The sequence below is a fragment of the Alteromonas naphthalenivorans genome (assembly GCF_000213655.1).
Lineage (GTDB): Bacteria > Pseudomonadota > Gammaproteobacteria > Enterobacterales > Alteromonadaceae > Alteromonas > Alteromonas naphthalenivorans.
The window spans coordinates 3,218,789-3,235,351 of the sequence record NC_015554.1; the positions used below are offsets into that span (position 1 = coordinate 3,218,789).

Here is a 16,563-nt window from a genome sequence, read left to right on the forward strand (position 1 = left end):
CCCTAAAACCGCCGTGTTGTATGCGATAGTTCATTAAAGGCTATTTTTAGTGTAGCTTCAAAAAACTAAACCTGCCAAATATCCGTCAATTTTCTGTCGCTGAGTAACATTTTTCCAGCGCACTTAACCCAACGCCATTTCGTTTTATTACTTTAAGCTGGGTAGGAATACGTTCTTTCATCGCTTCTATGTGGCTAATAACACCAATCATTTTACCGCTAGCGTTTAGGTTATCTAATGCGTCTAAAGCAACATCTAAAGTTTCGGCATCTAGCGTACCAAAACCCTCATCGAGGAAAAGAGAATCTATACTCGTTTTAAAACTCACTAAATCAGACAAGGCCAGCGCTAACGCTAAACTCACCAGAAAGCTTTCGCCTCCCGATAGAGTTTTAGTATCGCGCACCACATCGCCCTGCCACGTGTCTAATACACTCAAACCTAAACTGTCTTTTGTGTTGCGGGTAAGCTGGTAACGCCCGTGCAACCTATCGAGTTGTTGATTGGCTAAACGAACTAAATTATCTAGCGTTAAGCCTTGTGCAAATCGTCTAAATTTATCGCCGCTGGCTGAGCCAATAAGAGAGTGCAAATAAGCAATATCATCATACGATGTTTCCAACTCACGCATTTCATTGATTAAGCTTTGCTGTTTTTCAATCGCCTGCCTATTACTCTCTAACTGTTGAGATAGTTGCCCTTGTTGTGCCAGTAACCGATCTTTTTCATCATCTTTCTCATTCAAACTTGCCTGTGTCGCTTCTGCAGTCGATTGTTGCCATTTCGTGGCGTGCTCATGAGCTAATAAAGTGTTGTGCTTTTGCGTGGCGGTATTTAATAACAACTGCGCATTCTGCTGCTCACGTTCAATTAATTGCTTCCTTTGAAGTAAACGCTGGCGTTCCTCATAGGGCAATAATGCACTTAAAAATTCGGCTTCATCAGCAAACGGGCTTTGGCTTAATGCGGAATCGAATTCGACTTGCTTTGCTTCTTTGGCTTGTTGTTTTTCTTCTAACTCTGCAGTGAGTATTTTTAGTTGGGCGTTAGCATTTTCTAATGCTCGCTGCGCCTCACGAAGAGCAGTGTCACATTCTTTATAGCGCCGCTCTTTTACCGATAGGGTGTGCTGAATTTCACGTCTAGCAGCGCCAATATCCCCTTGGGGGAACAAATCATGACGTTTAGCACGTTGCGCTTCACGCTGGGCTTCAATTTCTTGAATACGTGTAGTGTATAATTGGGCTTCTTTATCTGCAGCCGCTTTAATTTCACTTTGCTCTACCAATTTATCTTTAAGGGCTGTTAACTCGTGAGACAAGGTACTGTGCAGATGAGTTTTCTCTTGAAACACTTCCACATCCTTGTGTTTCTGAGCAAGCCACTCAGTGATATTGGCATCTGGTGTTAAACCCACGCTTTCAATCTCATCAATAAGCGTGCGGCGATTATGGGCAAGTGCGCTCTCAATACTAGATTTAGTGGTGTGGAAGTCGTTTAGTTGCCCTTCTAGTTGCGAGACTTTTGCCGTTAAAAGCGCCATCTCACTGTTTATTGATTCTATTTGCTGTTGATGCAAAAGCGTCTTATTTTTGGCTTCGGCTAATTTTTCCTCGCTAGCGTGTATATTGCTAAACTGGGCGTTTAAGCGAGATTGACGTGCTTTGCAGTTCAGCTGAAGCTGGTGAAAAGACTCAACATCTGAAATAACAACGCTAGCATTTAAAGACGACATAGCCCCTTGCCAGTCGGCTTCAAGTTGAGAAAAGGCTGCGAGTGCTTCTGCGATCACCTTCTCGCACTGCTGTTTTTCGAACTCGGCGGTAATGATTTGCTCTCGCTTTTGCGTACCTAGTTTCTCTATATTTTCAAGTGAGCGGGTTAGTTCGTCGCGCTTGGCAATGGTTTCAGGCACATCAATATTCATCAAAGAAGCATCGTGCTCAGTGGCGCCGCACAAAGGGCATGCCTCACCTTGTGAAAGCGTTTGGCGTAAATGCGCAAGCTCGGCATCTAACTTAATTAACGACTCAACGTCTTTTAAATGGCTTTGCGTGGCTTTGTAACTTGCCGCTAACTCTGCCCGCTCTTGTTTAAGGGTTTCTATATTGGATAACAATGACGTTAGTCTTTGCGCCTTTTCAGCATGGCTATTTTTATGATTGATATAAAGCCGCTGCCATTGTTCGCACGACGCAAGAACTGGCCAGTTATTATTAAGTACTGTGATATCTGCATTCACGCTGGCTGTATCACCATTACTAAGGAGTTGATTGAGGCTAGATTCACACAGTGAAACGTTATCTGCGCTTTGTTGATGTAACGCCACCACATTAGTTTTGGCGTGTTGTTTCTCAGCTAAATCGGCCACGGCACTGTCTTTAAGCTGCTGCGTTGCGGTTATTTTCTTGGTTATTTCCGCTAGAGTACTTTCGTCATCGCTAAATCGTGCCGCTTTTTCTTTCCAGCCACTGATTTCGCCTGCCATCTTACCATTTGCCGCATGAACATTAAGGTAGGTGGTTAACTCATCCAGCGTGCGCTTTTTACCTTCAAGTTCATCAGAGTATGTTTGATGGTTTTCTTGCGCTTTGCCCTGCTTTATTTTCGCATCAGCTAACGTCTGTTGGTTTGTCTCAATGCGGTTGGTAAGCTTATTGATTTCACTATCAAGTGGAATGATTTGTTCGTTAATCAGGGTTTCAAAACGCTGTTGATGGGCTTTCGCGTTGGTAAAGTCCGTCTCACTGCTTTCACATTCCGCCTGTCGCTTTTGTTGCTGGCTTTCTAAATCTGGCAATTGCTCTTGTTTCAGGCTGAGATTGTTGGCAATGCGCTGCACATCCTCACATAGCTGACTAAGCGCGGAATGTGGCAAGCGAAGCAATTCCGCAGGCTCACCAGCAACTAATAGCGCTAGTTCGCCCTTTGCCTGTTCATACACGTTATTTGCTTCAACTAATGCCGCGTTCGCCTTAGTAAGCTCTTGTTGATTTTGCTCACACGCCTGTTGCCATTGCAACTGTTCTCGTAGCGAAACAATCTCGGTATTTACAGTAAGTAGCTGGGTTTTAAATTGGTTCAGCTGAGTACTAAGTTCGCTATGCTGCGCTTCACTGAGTAATGCTACGCCTTCCAGTTTTAGTTTGAATTCCCGTTTTGTGGTTTCTGCTGCCTTGTATTTTTCATGAATCGCTTGAGATAACTGGCCATAAATTTCTGTACCAGTAAGCTCTTCTAATAATTCAGCTCTGTCACCTTCGTTGGCATTTAAAAAGGCAGCAAAGTCGCCTTGGGAGAGCATCATCGACTTTGTAAAGCGCGCAAAGTTAAGCCCAGTCAGGCGCTCTATCTCTTCACTCTTTGGCCTCACTTGGGTAGCTAACACTTTGCCAGATTCTACTTCCGCTAATTCCACATCAGCAGATTGTAAATTGCCGTCAGCTTTTCCTCTTGCGCGCCGCATACTCCAAAATGCCCGATACGCTTTACCCTTTATATCGAATTCAACTTCCGCCAAGCACTCTGACGTACCGCGCGTCATAATATCGTTTGAGGTCGCCGAAATAGTGCCCAAGCGCGGCGTTTGGTGATAAAGCGCTAAACAAATAGCATCAAGCAATGTAGTTTTTCCTGCCCCTGTTGGGCCGGTAATGGCAAACAAACCGTTGTCGATGAAAGGAGACTGGGTGAAGTCTATCTTCCACTCCCCTTTTAATGCATTTAAATTTTTGAGCCTAAGGGTAAGAATTTTCATAGGTTACCCTCACTTGCGGGTGAGGTATTAACAGGTGCTTTATTAACAGGTGCGTTATTAACAGGTGCGTTATTTTGCTTTTCATCAATAGCGCTGTTCACATCGGTAGCATTGGCACCATCTGCCGCTTCGGTGCCCTCATGTGACAATTGCACATCGTCTACTACCTGCTCGAATAAGGTTTGAACGCGCTGCTTGCGTTGTTGGTCTTCGTCCGACTCAAACGCTTCCAGTGACAATCTAGCATCAAACACCTCATGCACAGACAACTCGCTTAAGTTAACGTTTTCTTCTGCTGAAATGACGCTGGCTCTTTGTTTGCGCATTCGTTTTAATTGCAAAATTTCGGCAGGTTTATCGTCGATTAGCGCTTGAATGCGCTGTTGCAGGTCGGTTAAGTAATCTTGAGTTTCTACTTCAATACACAGCCACGCTGGGTGTTCTGTGCTTGCGCTTTTCACCGCCTCATTTTGCTGTAAGGCAAGCTCAATGTCTTCTAAGTTGCCTCGTAAAACTGCCATCGGTTGAAAACGAGGAATAGGCTTACTTTCTACCTGCACTAGTGATTTGTTTTCGAACGTGGCTATTAATACCTGCTTTTGTGATTTCAGTTCATCGAAACTTAAGGGAATAGGCGAGCCGGAATATCGAATATGATCGCACCCTGCCACTTTTTGCGGTCGGTGAATGTGCCCAAGGGCAATATAATCCGCAGGAGGAAACCCATCAGCTGAAAAGCCTTCTAGCGTACCTATATAAATGTCGCGCACACTTTCACTCTGGCTTACCCCTAACGCAGTTAAGTGTCCGGTGGCAATAATTGGCACTTCTACATGCAATTCCTTGCGTTTATCTAGCGCAATCTGATAAAGGTTGGCGTAGTGCTGCTTAATGGCTTCACCCAGCGCCTGACGTTTTTCAATCGCCGATTTTCCAGCTTCGCTTTTTAAAACGTCCCGAGCACGAATAAAAGGTACCGCGCACAGTATTGCGCCTATGTCGCCATCTCGGGTACGCAAAGGTAAGACTTGCGATTCAGCATTGCCGTAAGTGCTAGCAATAACGTGACAGTTTAAATAAGACAGTAATTCCCTACTTTCATTTAATACCGACACCGAGTCATGATTGCCGGCTAGTACTACTAAGGTGCACCCCATTCCCTGAAAGTTACCCACTAGTTGATGATAAAGCTCCCGCGCGTAACTCGGTGGAGTGCCGGTATCAAAAATATCACCGGCCACGACAACAGCATCTATACTTTCTTGCTCAACCACCTCAAGCAGCCATTTAAAAAATTGCTCATGTTCATTTTTACGGCTTTTGGTAAAGAAACTTTGACCTAAATGCCAATCTGAGGTGTGAAGAACTTTCATGTAAATTGACTCTGAAATACTAGTAAAAATAGAGTAAAAAAGCGTTCAAGTATGAAAAAATAGTAATCGTGAACATTTAGTTATGAAATGACATACCTAAAAATGCACCAATTGCATCTATTGTCTAAACGCGCTTTAAAATTAACCGTTCTATACTTCTTCTACTTTATTAGAAGTTAACGGAGCCGTCCTGTTTGTATCCAGTTCACGATATAATAAGGAAGTTTCCTCACTCACGGACGAGAATAACAGCTTAGCGGCGACGCTAAATGCATTGAAAGATAACCTTGCTTACGCAGTGTATTCGGATAGAGGAGATTGTCTATACGCATCTTCTCAGTTCCTACAAATACTCGCGCGCCCATCGTCAGGTGATTATTCATTCAATCACAAAGATCTTCGTGTCCCTGGTGTTCAAAACGACAACGATTACCGTCTATTTTGGCAGTCATTATCAAACGGTGGATCTTACACGAATACCATTGCGATGAAAGCAGAGACAGGCGAGACAAAGTGGCTAAAAGCGAACTACGTTAATGTACTCAACGGCAGCAACTCTGAAATTCATGCTATTTATCATGATGTTACCGAACAAGAAAACGCTGTTTTCTCTGGTAAAGCAATTACCGACGCTCTGAATAAGTCGATGGCGGTTATCGAGTTTGAACCTGATGGCACCATTGTTACTGCGAACGAAAACTTTACTGCGACCGTTAAGTACAGCCTTGATGAAATTAAAGGCAAGCACCACCGCATGTTCTGTAAAGACGATTTCTATCAGAATAACCCTCAGTTTTGGCAGTCCTTAGCAAACGGCCAATTTTCTTCGGGAACCTTTGAACGAATCAATGCTGATAGAGAAACGTTATGGCTTGAAGCTACGTACAACCCTGTGTTCGACGGTACGGGTAAAGTGGTTAAAGTTATAAAGTTTGCGTCTGATGTAACAGCGCAAGTTCAAGAAAAGCATGCTATTTCACAAGCCGCCGAGCTTGCTGTATCTACTGCAGAAGAAACATCACAAATTGCCGCAGACGGTGCGTCATCGCTACAACGTAGTATTGATGTATTCCAAGTGGCACTTGATGAAGTTGACCAAACCAACAAACTTATGCATGAACTTAGTGAGCAATCGCTTAAAATTGAAACTATTGTAACCACTATTAGCGGAATTGCCGATCAAACCAACCTACTGGCACTGAATGCTGCTATTGAAGCGGCCAGAGCTGGAGAACAAGGTCGTGGTTTCGCCGTGGTTGCGGATGAAGTTCGTCAACTTGCACAGCGTACTAGTGATTCAACAGTAGAAATTGAATCAGTTGTAGCAGAAAACCGTAAGCTTGCGAATAAATCGACAAGCAAGATGGCGACTGTGAAAGACAATGTTGACCTAAACAGTCAGCAAATCACCCAAGTACAAGGCGTGATGGATGAAATCCTTAAAGGTGCGACAAACGTATCGGAAACGGTTTCAGGCATACTTCGTTAATACAGAGTCATTTCTAATAAAGTAGTAAAACACAAAACGCTGTTGTCCCTGTATTTAGCCTAAAGCGAAACTCAGGTACAATGGCGTGATGTCGTATCCCGTCCCCGCTCAACAGATTGAAACTCTGTACGAGATTAAAAAAAGCAAGTTTATTGCCTTCGCCGCTTTCGCCGATAGCCGCGAAGCCGCTATGGCACATCTAGCAAATGTAAAGCAACAATACCCAGATGCTCGTCATCATTGCTGGGCGTATTTACTTGGCAATCCTCATTCCCCATCCAGCGCAGCAATGGCTGACGATGGCGAACCAAGTGGCACGGCCGGAAAACCTATCCTGAACGTTCTCCAGCACAAAGGTGTAGGCGATGTCATGGTGATTGTTACCCGCTACTTTGGTGGTATTAAGTTGGGCGCTGGTGGTTTAGTGCGAGCTTACTCAGCCTCGGCGCAGCAAGCGATGGAACAATTGCCAACGCGGGAAGAAGTGCGTCTTTATGATGTCTCTATTGATATAGACTTTAAGCACGAGCAATTTATCCGCCATTTATGCGAACAATTTTCGGGCAAGGTAGTGAATTGTAGCTATGCACAGCACGTAACTGTTGATGTGCAATTACCAAGTCACACTATCGACGAGTTTCAAGAAAAAACTGCCGCCATGGCAATTGATTTTACACGCCCTGACAGCACCTAAAGAGTGTGGGTGTTCCCAGCTTTTTCTTACATTTATAACACGTAGTTGTGATAAGCATAAAAAAGCCCGCTTAGCGGGCTTTTGGGTTCTAAAAGAATTACTCAAACAGCAATTTTAGTCGCCGTCAAAGCTATTCATTAACGCTATCCATCAAGGCTATCCGCTAAAGGTGCCGCGAATGGGGTAATCATTTTCTGGATCGCGAATAAATTCCAAACCTGAAACCAGCTGTTCTAAATCAGGGCGTACAAAAGGTGCATTCGCCAACTCACTGATTTGAATTGTGTTGTCTTGATTTAAAATAAACAAGGCAGGTTCAGCGAAATTGTGGTCGGTTTCCTTTTCGCTGCGAGGCACCGAGATGTATAAACCTAGCCCCTTCATATCTTCTTCACTTAAGCCCGAAGCAATAGGGAACGTAATTGATAGGTCTTCAAGGTGCTCTTTCAACTGAGATTGACTATCAGCAGATACCGCGATTAGATCAACGCCTAGCGCTAACAAACGCCCTTTGTAGTCTTCAAGCGCGTTTAAGTATTTGGTGCAGATTGGACAGTGCTTGCCACGATAAACGACCACCATTTTCCAATCACAGCCTTCACGTTTGTTGCTTAATGAAACAGCCTCACCCGTGCTCAGCGTTACTTGCACATCGGGAAATGAAGAATCAGGTTGTAGTTTTTGCGTATACATACAGTCTCCTTAATTGCGTATTAGCTACATGAACCAATTACATTGGTAATATGAGTCATCAGTAGCGCTAACAATCCCGCTAGTGCTACCGATGCTACCTAATTAGTTCTACGCCTTAAGACTTGTAAAGATCGCTTTTACTCCACAAAGCCTTCATTGGCTCTTATGGTTAAAGGATGATAACCCGGTTTTGCTTCTTCAAACGCACGTTTAGCAAATGCTTTGCCTTCTGGGGTTTTCGATAACTCGCGATACAGCGGTTTAACTAACTTGTTACGACCAATCTTAACAAGGTACTCGTACAATCTGTCGTAGGCCGGTTTGTATTCATTTGCCACCGCTATCATCAACCAACTATGGGCTATTTCGTTATTTTGCGTGGTGGTTAACGAGAACGCCGCATCTAATTCAGCTAATTGCTGCGCTGATAGTTCATTTGGCATATTGTTCAAGAAGTATAACCATTCGTGCACAGTCCATAGCTCGGTATCTATATTTACCGCTTCGACTTCACCGGCTAACCAGGCACTGCGAGTGGTATCGATTTTATCGAAGGCATCAGACACTGGCACAGGTGCCCCTTCAGGAATTCCAGGCTCGAATACCCACGTATCGATACGTGCTTTGCTCAACTTATCTGGGTATTGTGCCAATAAGGTTTCATCCAAATAGGCCAAAAACGTATCAGTGGTGATGCTCTTAAACGCAAAATCTTCAAAGTACTGCATTAAAAAAGCATCGAAATTCTTACGGCCAATTTTGTTTTCAATTTCACGTAAAAAGAGCGCGCCTTTCTCGTAAGGAATATTAGAGAAAACATCGTCTGGATTTCTTCCGCGAAGATCGATTGCTAAAATTTCATCTTCTTCGTTTAGGGCTTGTATGTCGTTTTGTAAATCTTGGTACCCCAACACCGCTTCTTTTTTAAATCGCTCGTGGCCGTATATCATTTCCATAATACGGTAGGTTAAATAGGTGGTGAAACCTTCGTTTAACCACAGGTCACGCCACGTGGCATTGGTCACCGTATTACCTGACCAGCTGTGCGCTAATTCATGCGCAATTAGTGACACTAAGCTTTTATCGCCAGCGATAACGGTAGGCGTAATAAACGATAAGCGTGGGTTTTCCATACCACCAAACGGGAAAGAAGGCGGTAAAATCAGTAAATCGTAACGATCCCATTGATACGGACCATAGGTTTTTTCTGTAACTTCTAACATGGCCTCGGTATCTTCAAACTCTTTCGCCGCGGCATCTAACACACTAGGTTCAGCATAAACGCCCGTGCGCTCGCCCATTGGCTTAAATTTCAAATCACCAATTGCCAATGCAATTAAGTAAGACGGTACAGGCTGCGGCATAGTAAACGAGTACTCACCATCACGAGCCGTAGTAGGATCGTTAGAAGCACTCATCACTGCCAATAAAGCTTCAGGTGTATGAATAGTGGCCGTGTAGGTTACCCGAACTTGTGGAGAGTCTTGCAGTGGAATAAAGCTTCTCGCATGCATAGCTTGGGCTTGGGTAAATAAGAAAGGATGTTGCTTTCCAGCGGTCTGCGCTGGGGTTAACCACTGTACACCCGACGCTTCAGGCGAGGTAGAATAAGCAATCGTTAGCTTGTCTGCACCTTCAGGCAATTCAACAGAAAGTGGCGTGCCAAGTTCAGGATCGGCGTCGCCCATATCAAAAGGCACGGCTTCATCGTTAACGGTTACCGATGTAATATCCAGTGCACGGGTATCAAGAACAACCGTATTGAAGTTAGGCGCACTGCGCTCAACGGTTAATGTAGCACTGCCGGATAATTTTGACGTTTCAAAATCTGCCGTTAGGTCTAAATCTAAGTGGGTTACCCGTACTTCGGATGGGTTGGCGAATGAGTGGTAATCTTTACCCGCTTCTATTTCACTGATCACATCTACTTTAGATACTGCGCTCTCGGCAGCAATTTTGCTATCCGCGCTATCAGAAACCGTTGATGGTGTTGTAATTTCTTGTGAGGGTTGTTCGCTACACGCAAACAACATTGGCGCACAAATGGCTACCCAGCCTATATTCTTCATAATACTTCCTGTTATTTTTTCTGTCTTAATCATAATAACAAAGAAGTAGCCTAATGCTTAAGTCCAAAACGACAAGCTACAACACCAAAAGTTAAATTGTCGTTTACCTCCTTCCCCACCTGTATATTGCAGTGTGATTATTTAGTGAGGGAGGAGGTCAGGAAAAAGCGAATAGTAGGCGTTTTACGCTACTGAAATTTGCACATCAATATTGCCACGAGTGGCATTAGAGTATGGGCATACTTGGTGCGCTTTTGCCACTAGGCTCTCTGCTACAGATTTCTCCATATCGCCCAAGTCGACACTTAATTTTACTGCAATAGCAAAACCGACTTCGATAGGTCCAATTGATACATCGCCAGTTACACTAATATCGCTGCCCAGTTTAACTTTTTCAGCCGCAGCGACATGCTTGAGCGCACCAATGAAACATGCTGAATAGCCAGCTGCAAACATTTGCTCTGGGTTAGTGCCACTGCCACCCGCGCCACCTAGTGCTTTTGGTGTTGAAAGAGTAACGTCTAAGCTTCCGTCGCTTGATTTTGCTGTACCTTCACGACCGCCTGTTGCCGTTGCTGTGCCGGTATAAACCACCTGTTGAAGTGTGTGCATTGTATAAATCCTCTTTGGTCTTGCTCAAATTAAGTATTCAATTGAACATAAGTGATGAATGAGAAATGCAATTTATTTTGCATGCAAAATAAATTAACACTAATGCGGCTTGTAGATCAAGTCTTTTGCATGCAAAATATTAATCATAATCTTTTTACTCTCTACATCCTTTCTGGAGCACGCATGTCTGACAAAGCTAGGCTTGATGAATATACGCCCAACGATTCAGGCGCTGAAGCGCTTTCATCAGAAGCACTTTCATCGGAAGCGCTTGGGCCCGACACACTTAAGTTAGAAAGTCAGTTGTGCCATCGTTTTTATACGCTATCTAATGCATTTACTCGCGCCTATCGTCCCCTACTGAAAAGCCTTGATATTACCTATCCACAGTACGTTGTGATGATGGCTTTGTGGGAACAGTCTAATGTGACCATTGCCGAGCTACTCGATAAAACCGTGATAGACGGCGGCGCTATGACACTGATCCTTAAAAAGCTAGAACAAAAAGAATTATTGAGTGTGGTTAAAGATGAACATGATAAGCGTGTACGCCGCGTAGTGCTGTCGAAAGCAGGTGAAAACGCCAAGCTGAAAGCGCTTGATGTGCCTGCGCAAATGCTATGCAAACTAGATGGCATGTCGAAAACTGAAGCGAAGCAACTTGTTGTATTAATGGACAAACTACAAGGGTGCTTTAACGTTGATTGAAATGTATCTGGCTAAGAAAGGCGTAATGGACCAGTCACCGAAAAAAAGTCAGGTTCAATCTGGGCACTTGCAGCAATGACGCTCGCATTTATAGATTTTCCATGCCGATCATTTGCTGGCACGCCTTACTAGGCTACAAAAGTCAGTGGATGTATGGTACTAAAAACTCATTGCAACTGCTTTTTTAACCTACTCATGATATTGAAAAAAACGGCTGATTTATCAGTCGTTTTTTTTGTTTCTTTACTATGCTTATAGTTGTCAAAATCCAAAAATATAAACGTTTGTCACAGTAATAAAGACCAGACTACGAAGCAGGTACTCATAAATGATAAAAAAGCAGTTTTCTCTCATTGTGGTAATGATGAGCTTGCTGACAACTTTTAGCGTTTTAGCTGAACAAGACAAGCTAAAAGTAAGTGGGTTTGCCACGCTAGCTTCGGCAACCGCTGACACTCGTAATCATCAGTTTCGTACCGATCGTTCACAAGCGGAGATAGCTAAAAAGACGGTTTTGCCTTTAAACCTCTGAGTTTAATCGGCGTGCAGTTCGACTACAGTTTTTCACGGAACCTCGATTTTGTTGGGCAATTTGTTTATCGAGAGCAAGATGAACAAAACCTAGGCTCAATCACGCAGATGGCCTTTTTAAGATATGACATCACTCCTTCGTGGCAAGTCAGAGCCGGGAGACTCGCCGCCGATATCTTTCACTTTAGTGATACCAGAGACGTATCAATCGCCTACCCTTGGGTGAAAGTGCCTACAGAGGTTTATGGTATTGTCCCAGCCAGAAGTTTTGATGGGGCGGATATCAGCTACCTTAAACCCTACCGCGATTTTAACCTACTAATTAAAGCCTTCTGGGGCCAAGGAGAAAGTGACTTTACTAGAAATGATTATAGCCCGATAACCTTTAATGATTTGCGCTCAGTAGGCATTGAGTTTGTAGCATTTGATTGGAGCATTGCATTCAAACACACTCAAACCGAAGCAAAAAATGATAATGAAGACACCGCGCTCGTGGCGACGTCGGTTGCGCAACTGCAACCGTTTTGGAATGGTGCCACCACTTTTGCAGACTCATTGAGTTTACGCGGTGCAACTATCCAATACACCTCTGTTTATCTAAATCGCTATCTTGGCGACTGGGAAATATCTGGCGAGCTATCACATATTGATTCTGACTCAATTGCATTAAGGCACTCTTTAAATGGATTTGTGAATCTAAGTTACCTCTATGGTGCGCATACCTTCTACGCTTTATATTCATTTGCAACAGCAGACGCTTATTACCTTAGCCAAGAACAGCCAGGCTTTCCGATTAATGCAGGTACATCCGAATTAGCCACCTACGTGGAGGAAGTCGCCAGTACGTTGGCACATCATCAGCATTCATTCTCCTTAGGCTGGCGGTGGGACTTAAAAGAAAACCTCGCGTTTAAAGTACAACTTGAGCGAACCGATATAGAATCAAGAGGTAGCGGCCTGAGAGCCCGTGAGGGGCTAGTTGTTGATGATGAAGATGATAACGTGGCGCATACCTTGTTTCTTGCTCTAAGTTATAGTTTTTAGGGGCTGATATGAAATTTTATAGCCCCGTCCCCCTCATCCTAACTGCGCTGATAGCATTACACAGCGTCTCTTGCTTTGCATACACGTCAGAGAAGATTGTTGTGGTTACAAATCAGAAAAATGAGATGGAAGTACTGGATAAAAAAGGCTTAATTAATCTATTTATGGGCAAGTACTCTGCGTTTCCTAATGGTAAACAAGCGACGCCCATCGATATAGAAGTTGAGGCTAAACTTAAAGCAGAATTTTACCAGGCATTAGTCGGTTTACCCCCTGCTCGCGTGAATGCCTATTGGTCTAGGTTAAAATTTTCAGGCCGCGTTAAACCGCCTGAAATCGAACTGACAATAGATGATGTTAAGCAGCGACTAGAAGAGGATGAGTCCGCCTTAGCTTATGTTTACGAGTCTTATGTTACCGACAAGATGAAGGTAGTGTATCGTTTTGATTAATATTCGTGGTCTAGGTTTTCGTTTTGCACTTTTCTTGGTGGCTGCCGCCATGTTGGTAGTGATAACTACCGCAGAGTTTTTTTACCGCGCCACATACGAGAACGAGCTTGATGAAGCAAACCACGATATCGAAGAACTTTATCGAACAGTTGGTCCAACCGCGTCCATAGCGGCATTTTTAGAAGAAGAAGATTTAGCCAAAGAAGCGATAAATGGATTGGTTAAAAGTGACAAAATTCTCGCGGCGTCTATCAAAAGTGACGCTTTGTATTATCAGCTCAACGTTACCGATGCGATTAACAAAAACATAGAACCTCGGGTATTTCTAGTCCGGCACCCTTTCATACCAGAAGAAACATTAGCTGAGGTCAATATATACCCAAACTTTGACCATATCATTCATCAAGCCGAGAAAATAAGTAACGACAATAGTTATTCACTGTACGTAGAAGCGCTTGTTGTGGGTATTGTTGCCTTAGTCATTACTTACTACATCATTATTTCCCCCATGCTTCGTGTGGGACGTTCACTACATGAAATTACCCCAGGCACAACGCAGCGTATTGCTGTGCCTGAATACCACACTGACAGTGAAATTGGTGCTTTTGTACATGATACCAATCAGCTGTTAAGCAAAGTCGAAGAGCAGTTCTCCCAAGAAAGGCAATTAAGAGAAGAAATTGAGTTTTTGGAAAAGCGCTTTAGGATGCTTTTTGAAAATGCGAAGTCAGCCACGGTGTTAATGACTGAAAGTGGAATAATTGAACTTAGAAATAAAGCTTTTATAGATCTTGTTGTAAAAATTGGCCTTGAAGAGAAACAGGACTATGGGGAACTATTAGAAGAGTTATTTGAAAACCCTGCTTCAATAAAAGTCTCACTGCTAGAAGCTTTTTCCCGTAACGAGTTTGCCACGGGCGAATTTAAACTGAAGTCAGGGGTTAATAAAGCCGCCATTTGGGTTCAATTGATTGCCAGCCCGTTGATGACTGAAGAGGGCGAGCGTTTTTATCAAATAACCTTCAATGATATTTCAACTCGAAAACGTGAACTGCAAAATCTGGCACTGCAAGCGGACTTCGACTCACTAACCGGCATATACAATCGAAATGGTGGTGAAAAACTCATTGCTAAGTTGATGAATAAAGGCCATCACTTTGCACTCGCGCTAATCGACCTGAACGGCTTTAAAGCCGTAAATGATATTTTCGGTCACGATGCGGGCGATGAAGTACTTATCTTCGTATCTGAACAATTAAGAGACAAAATTCGTAAAGTTGATGTGGCAGTGCGCTGGGGAGGCGATGAATTTGTACTGCTTTTACAGGCCGAAGACGAAAAGGCGGTTGAAACAGTCATATCAAAGGTGAATAAAGGAATTAAGCAGCCGTTTTATTTTAATGATGATACCACCCCCACTGTTGTCTCTATGAGTGTGGGCGTTGCTTTTTACCCTCGCATGAGTCGCAACATGAATACCTTAATAAAGTTAGCAGATATCGCCATGTATAAAGCTAAGCAGAATAAGGTCGCGGCACCAGATGATTATCTGATGTTTGCCGAACCTGAAGGGTTAGATAGCAGCGACAATCAGTAATAATATACCGACTTAAGTTTCTTACCTTACCCTCATTGATACTCCAGCCCACCAAATATCTGGCTCAAATGTTCACTTCAAATACCTAGCCTCAAAACTTAACCGAGACGCTACATTAAACACATTTACCGATTGTCATTCAAACGCACAAACGCAATGAAATAAGTGGCGAATATTTTTTAGTATCAAAGATACTTAAGATCACGTTTTCATTAACGTGCAATTTAAAATTGTAATACTCGCCGATTACGCATCTGTTATACTTGAGCGAACAAGTGTACGCTGAAAAGCGCATGTGCTATGAAAATGATAAAACGCTTAGATGCAAAAAGTATTAGTTCGGCCGCTAGATGAAAGCAGAGTTGGAGGAAATCATGACAAGCATTACGGCAAAAGCCTATTCTGTACTTGAAGAATGGCTTAATAGTATCAGTCACGGTGTTGGTTTTATTGCTGCCATTGTAGGCATGGTATTTCTGCTCTACCGTGCAGATAACACACTAACCATTACTGCCGGTGCAATATACGGTGCTACGCTCATTCTTATGTTTTTGAGCTCTACCCTTTATCATGCAACATCACACCATAGGGCAAAGGGCTGGTTAAAGCTATTCGACCACAGCGCAATATATTTACTGATAGCAGGTACTTACACACCTTTATTATTAGTGTCTATTGGCGGCGTGCTTGGTATTACCATGACGGCGGTAATTTGGTGTTTAGCAATAGGTGGCGTTGCCTTTAAACTTGTTGCTAAGCACCGCTTTCCCAAAGTATCCGTAATGACTTACCTATTGATGGGATGGATTGCCATTGGGCTTATTTACCCGTTGTATGTTGCGCTACCAGGGGCGGGTTTGTGGTTACTGGTCGCGGGTGGTTTGTGCTTTAGCCTTGGGGTATGTTTTTATGTGGCGAAAAAGGTAAAATACACTCATGCTATTTGGCATGTGTTCGTATTAGGCGGGTGCAGCTGCCATTATTTCTCAATATATTATTATGTGGTATGAATAAAAACGAATCACCATCTGTATCTCAAGGTACAAATAGCCAAATCTCTCTTGCGTGGTTTTCACTTATCGCTGGCAAAATCTGTCTGGGGCAAAAACCGACATCAGACACCTATGCAAGATTAAAAGGGTTGGGTGTGACTCACCTTGCTACGGTACAAACTGGAGAGGAAGACGCCCCTATTATTCGCGATGGTGCTAAAGCAGCCGGGTTAGAATGGATATGGCTGCCTTTTTTACACCCTTCAGCAGATTCACCTACCGATGATGTTCACTTGCATCAATATCTGCACGAACTGTCGCAGATGCTAACTGAAGGCGCCAGTGTGTACTTACACTGTTATGGTTCACAGCATCGCTGTAGCTTACTGTTTTATGCCTTATGTCATTATTGCCGCGTGCCTTCAAACAGTGCATACAGTGCATTACATAGCTTTGGGGCAAGTTCGGCGAATGGGTTGTCGCGGGGCGAACTACAATGGGCAGCAGAACTCGGTCATACCGCCCCTTAGTTAGCGCTGGTTGTGAAAGTAC

General features: G+C 43.5%; 13 protein-coding genes and 2 pseudogenes. 10 read left to right on the forward strand and 5 right to left on the reverse strand.

The features are described 5' to 3' along the window. Window positions 1–85 precede the first annotated feature (85 nt). Entirely contained in the window at window positions 86–3,757 is a 3,672-nt protein-coding gene (locus tag AMBT_RS14035; protein WP_013785291.1) for an AAA family ATPase, read from the reverse strand. Further along, window positions 3,754–5,130 (reverse strand): exonuclease subunit SbcD, encoded by a 1,377-nt coding sequence (gene sbcD / locus AMBT_RS14040; RefSeq protein WP_013785292.1) that lies wholly within the window; start codon window positions 5,128–5,130, stop codon window positions 3,754–3,756. The genes AMBT_RS14035 and sbcD overlap by 4 nt, the downstream gene beginning before the upstream one ends. A gap of 646 nt (window positions 5,131–5,776) precedes the next feature. Here sbcD and AMBT_RS23190 point away from each other — a divergent pair. The 3 genes and pseudogenes from AMBT_RS23190 to AMBT_RS14050 all read left to right on the forward strand — a co-directional run. Continuing rightward, a pseudogene (locus tag AMBT_RS23190) lies at window positions 5,777–6,040 on the forward strand (PAS domain-containing protein); the annotation flags it as partial. A 222-nt stretch (window positions 6,041–6,262) separates the two neighbouring features. Beyond that, window positions 6,263–6,619, forward strand: a pseudogene (locus AMBT_RS23195) (methyl-accepting chemotaxis protein); the annotation flags it as partial. 88 nt (window positions 6,620–6,707) lie between these two features. Further along, window positions 6,708–7,313: a YigZ family protein gene (locus AMBT_RS14050; RefSeq protein WP_013785294.1), complete on the forward strand. Its 606-nt coding sequence runs from the start codon at window positions 6,708–6,710 to the stop codon at window positions 7,311–7,313. A gap of 156 nt (window positions 7,314–7,469) precedes the next feature. Here AMBT_RS14050 and AMBT_RS14055 read toward each other — a convergent pair whose 3' ends face one another. The 3 genes from AMBT_RS14055 to AMBT_RS14065 form a co-directional block, all read right to left on the reverse strand. After that, a complete protein-coding gene (locus AMBT_RS14055; protein ID WP_013785295.1) occupies window positions 7,470–8,006 on the reverse strand; it encodes a peroxiredoxin-like family protein in 537 nt (178 codons plus the stop codon). Window positions 8,007–8,143: 137 nt separating this feature from the next. Then, window positions 8,144–10,075, reverse strand: a complete 1,932-nt coding sequence (locus AMBT_RS14060) for a M1 family metallopeptidase (protein WP_013785296.1) — start codon at window positions 10,073–10,075, stop codon at window positions 8,144–8,146. A gap of 183 nt (window positions 10,076–10,258) precedes the next feature. Next, window positions 10,259–10,687 (reverse strand): organic hydroperoxide resistance protein, encoded by a 429-nt coding sequence (locus AMBT_RS14065; RefSeq protein ID WP_013785297.1) that lies wholly within the window; start codon window positions 10,685–10,687, stop codon window positions 10,259–10,261. A gap of 183 nt (window positions 10,688–10,870) precedes the next feature. Here AMBT_RS14065 and AMBT_RS14070 point away from each other — a divergent pair, with 183 nt between their 5' ends. The 7 genes from AMBT_RS14070 (at window position 10,871) to AMBT_RS14095 (ending at window position 16,541) form a co-directional block, all read left to right on the forward strand. Continuing rightward, the gene (locus tag AMBT_RS14070; RefSeq protein ID WP_013785298.1) at window positions 10,871–11,395 is read left to right on the forward strand and encodes a MarR family winged helix-turn-helix transcriptional regulator; all 525 of its coding nucleotides are present in this window, start codon (window positions 10,871–10,873) and stop codon (window positions 11,393–11,395) included. A 328-nt stretch (window positions 11,396–11,723) separates the two neighbouring features. Further along, window positions 11,724–11,927: a hypothetical protein gene (locus tag AMBT_RS22975; protein WP_013785299.1), complete on the forward strand. Its 204-nt coding sequence runs from the start codon at window positions 11,724–11,726 to the stop codon at window positions 11,925–11,927. A gap of 11 nt (window positions 11,928–11,938) precedes the next feature. After that, complete coding sequence (locus AMBT_RS14075; RefSeq protein ID WP_013785300.1) at window positions 11,939–12,970, forward strand: hypothetical protein; 1,032 nt, start codon at window positions 11,939–11,941, stop codon at window positions 12,968–12,970. Between the two features lie 8 nt (window positions 12,971–12,978). Next, on the forward strand, window positions 12,979–13,422 hold the full coding sequence (locus AMBT_RS14080; RefSeq protein WP_041452582.1) for a hypothetical protein: 444 nt from the start codon (window positions 12,979–12,981) through the stop codon (window positions 13,420–13,422). Beyond that, a complete protein-coding gene (locus AMBT_RS14085; protein ID WP_013785302.1) occupies window positions 13,415–15,019 on the forward strand; it encodes a sensor domain-containing diguanylate cyclase in 1,605 nt (534 codons plus the stop codon). The genes AMBT_RS14080 and AMBT_RS14085 overlap by 8 nt, the downstream gene beginning before the upstream one ends. Window positions 15,020–15,393: 374 nt before the next feature. Next, the gene (gene trhA, locus AMBT_RS14090) at window positions 15,394–16,029 is read left to right on the forward strand and encodes a PAQR family membrane homeostasis protein TrhA (protein WP_013785303.1); all 636 of its coding nucleotides are present in this window, start codon (window positions 15,394–15,396) and stop codon (window positions 16,027–16,029) included. Beyond that, window positions 16,026–16,541, forward strand: a complete 516-nt coding sequence (locus tag AMBT_RS14095) for a protein-tyrosine phosphatase family protein (RefSeq protein ID WP_013785304.1) — start codon at window positions 16,026–16,028, stop codon at window positions 16,539–16,541. The genes trhA and AMBT_RS14095 overlap by 4 nt, the downstream gene beginning before the upstream one ends. Window positions 16,542–16,563 lie beyond the last annotated feature (22 nt).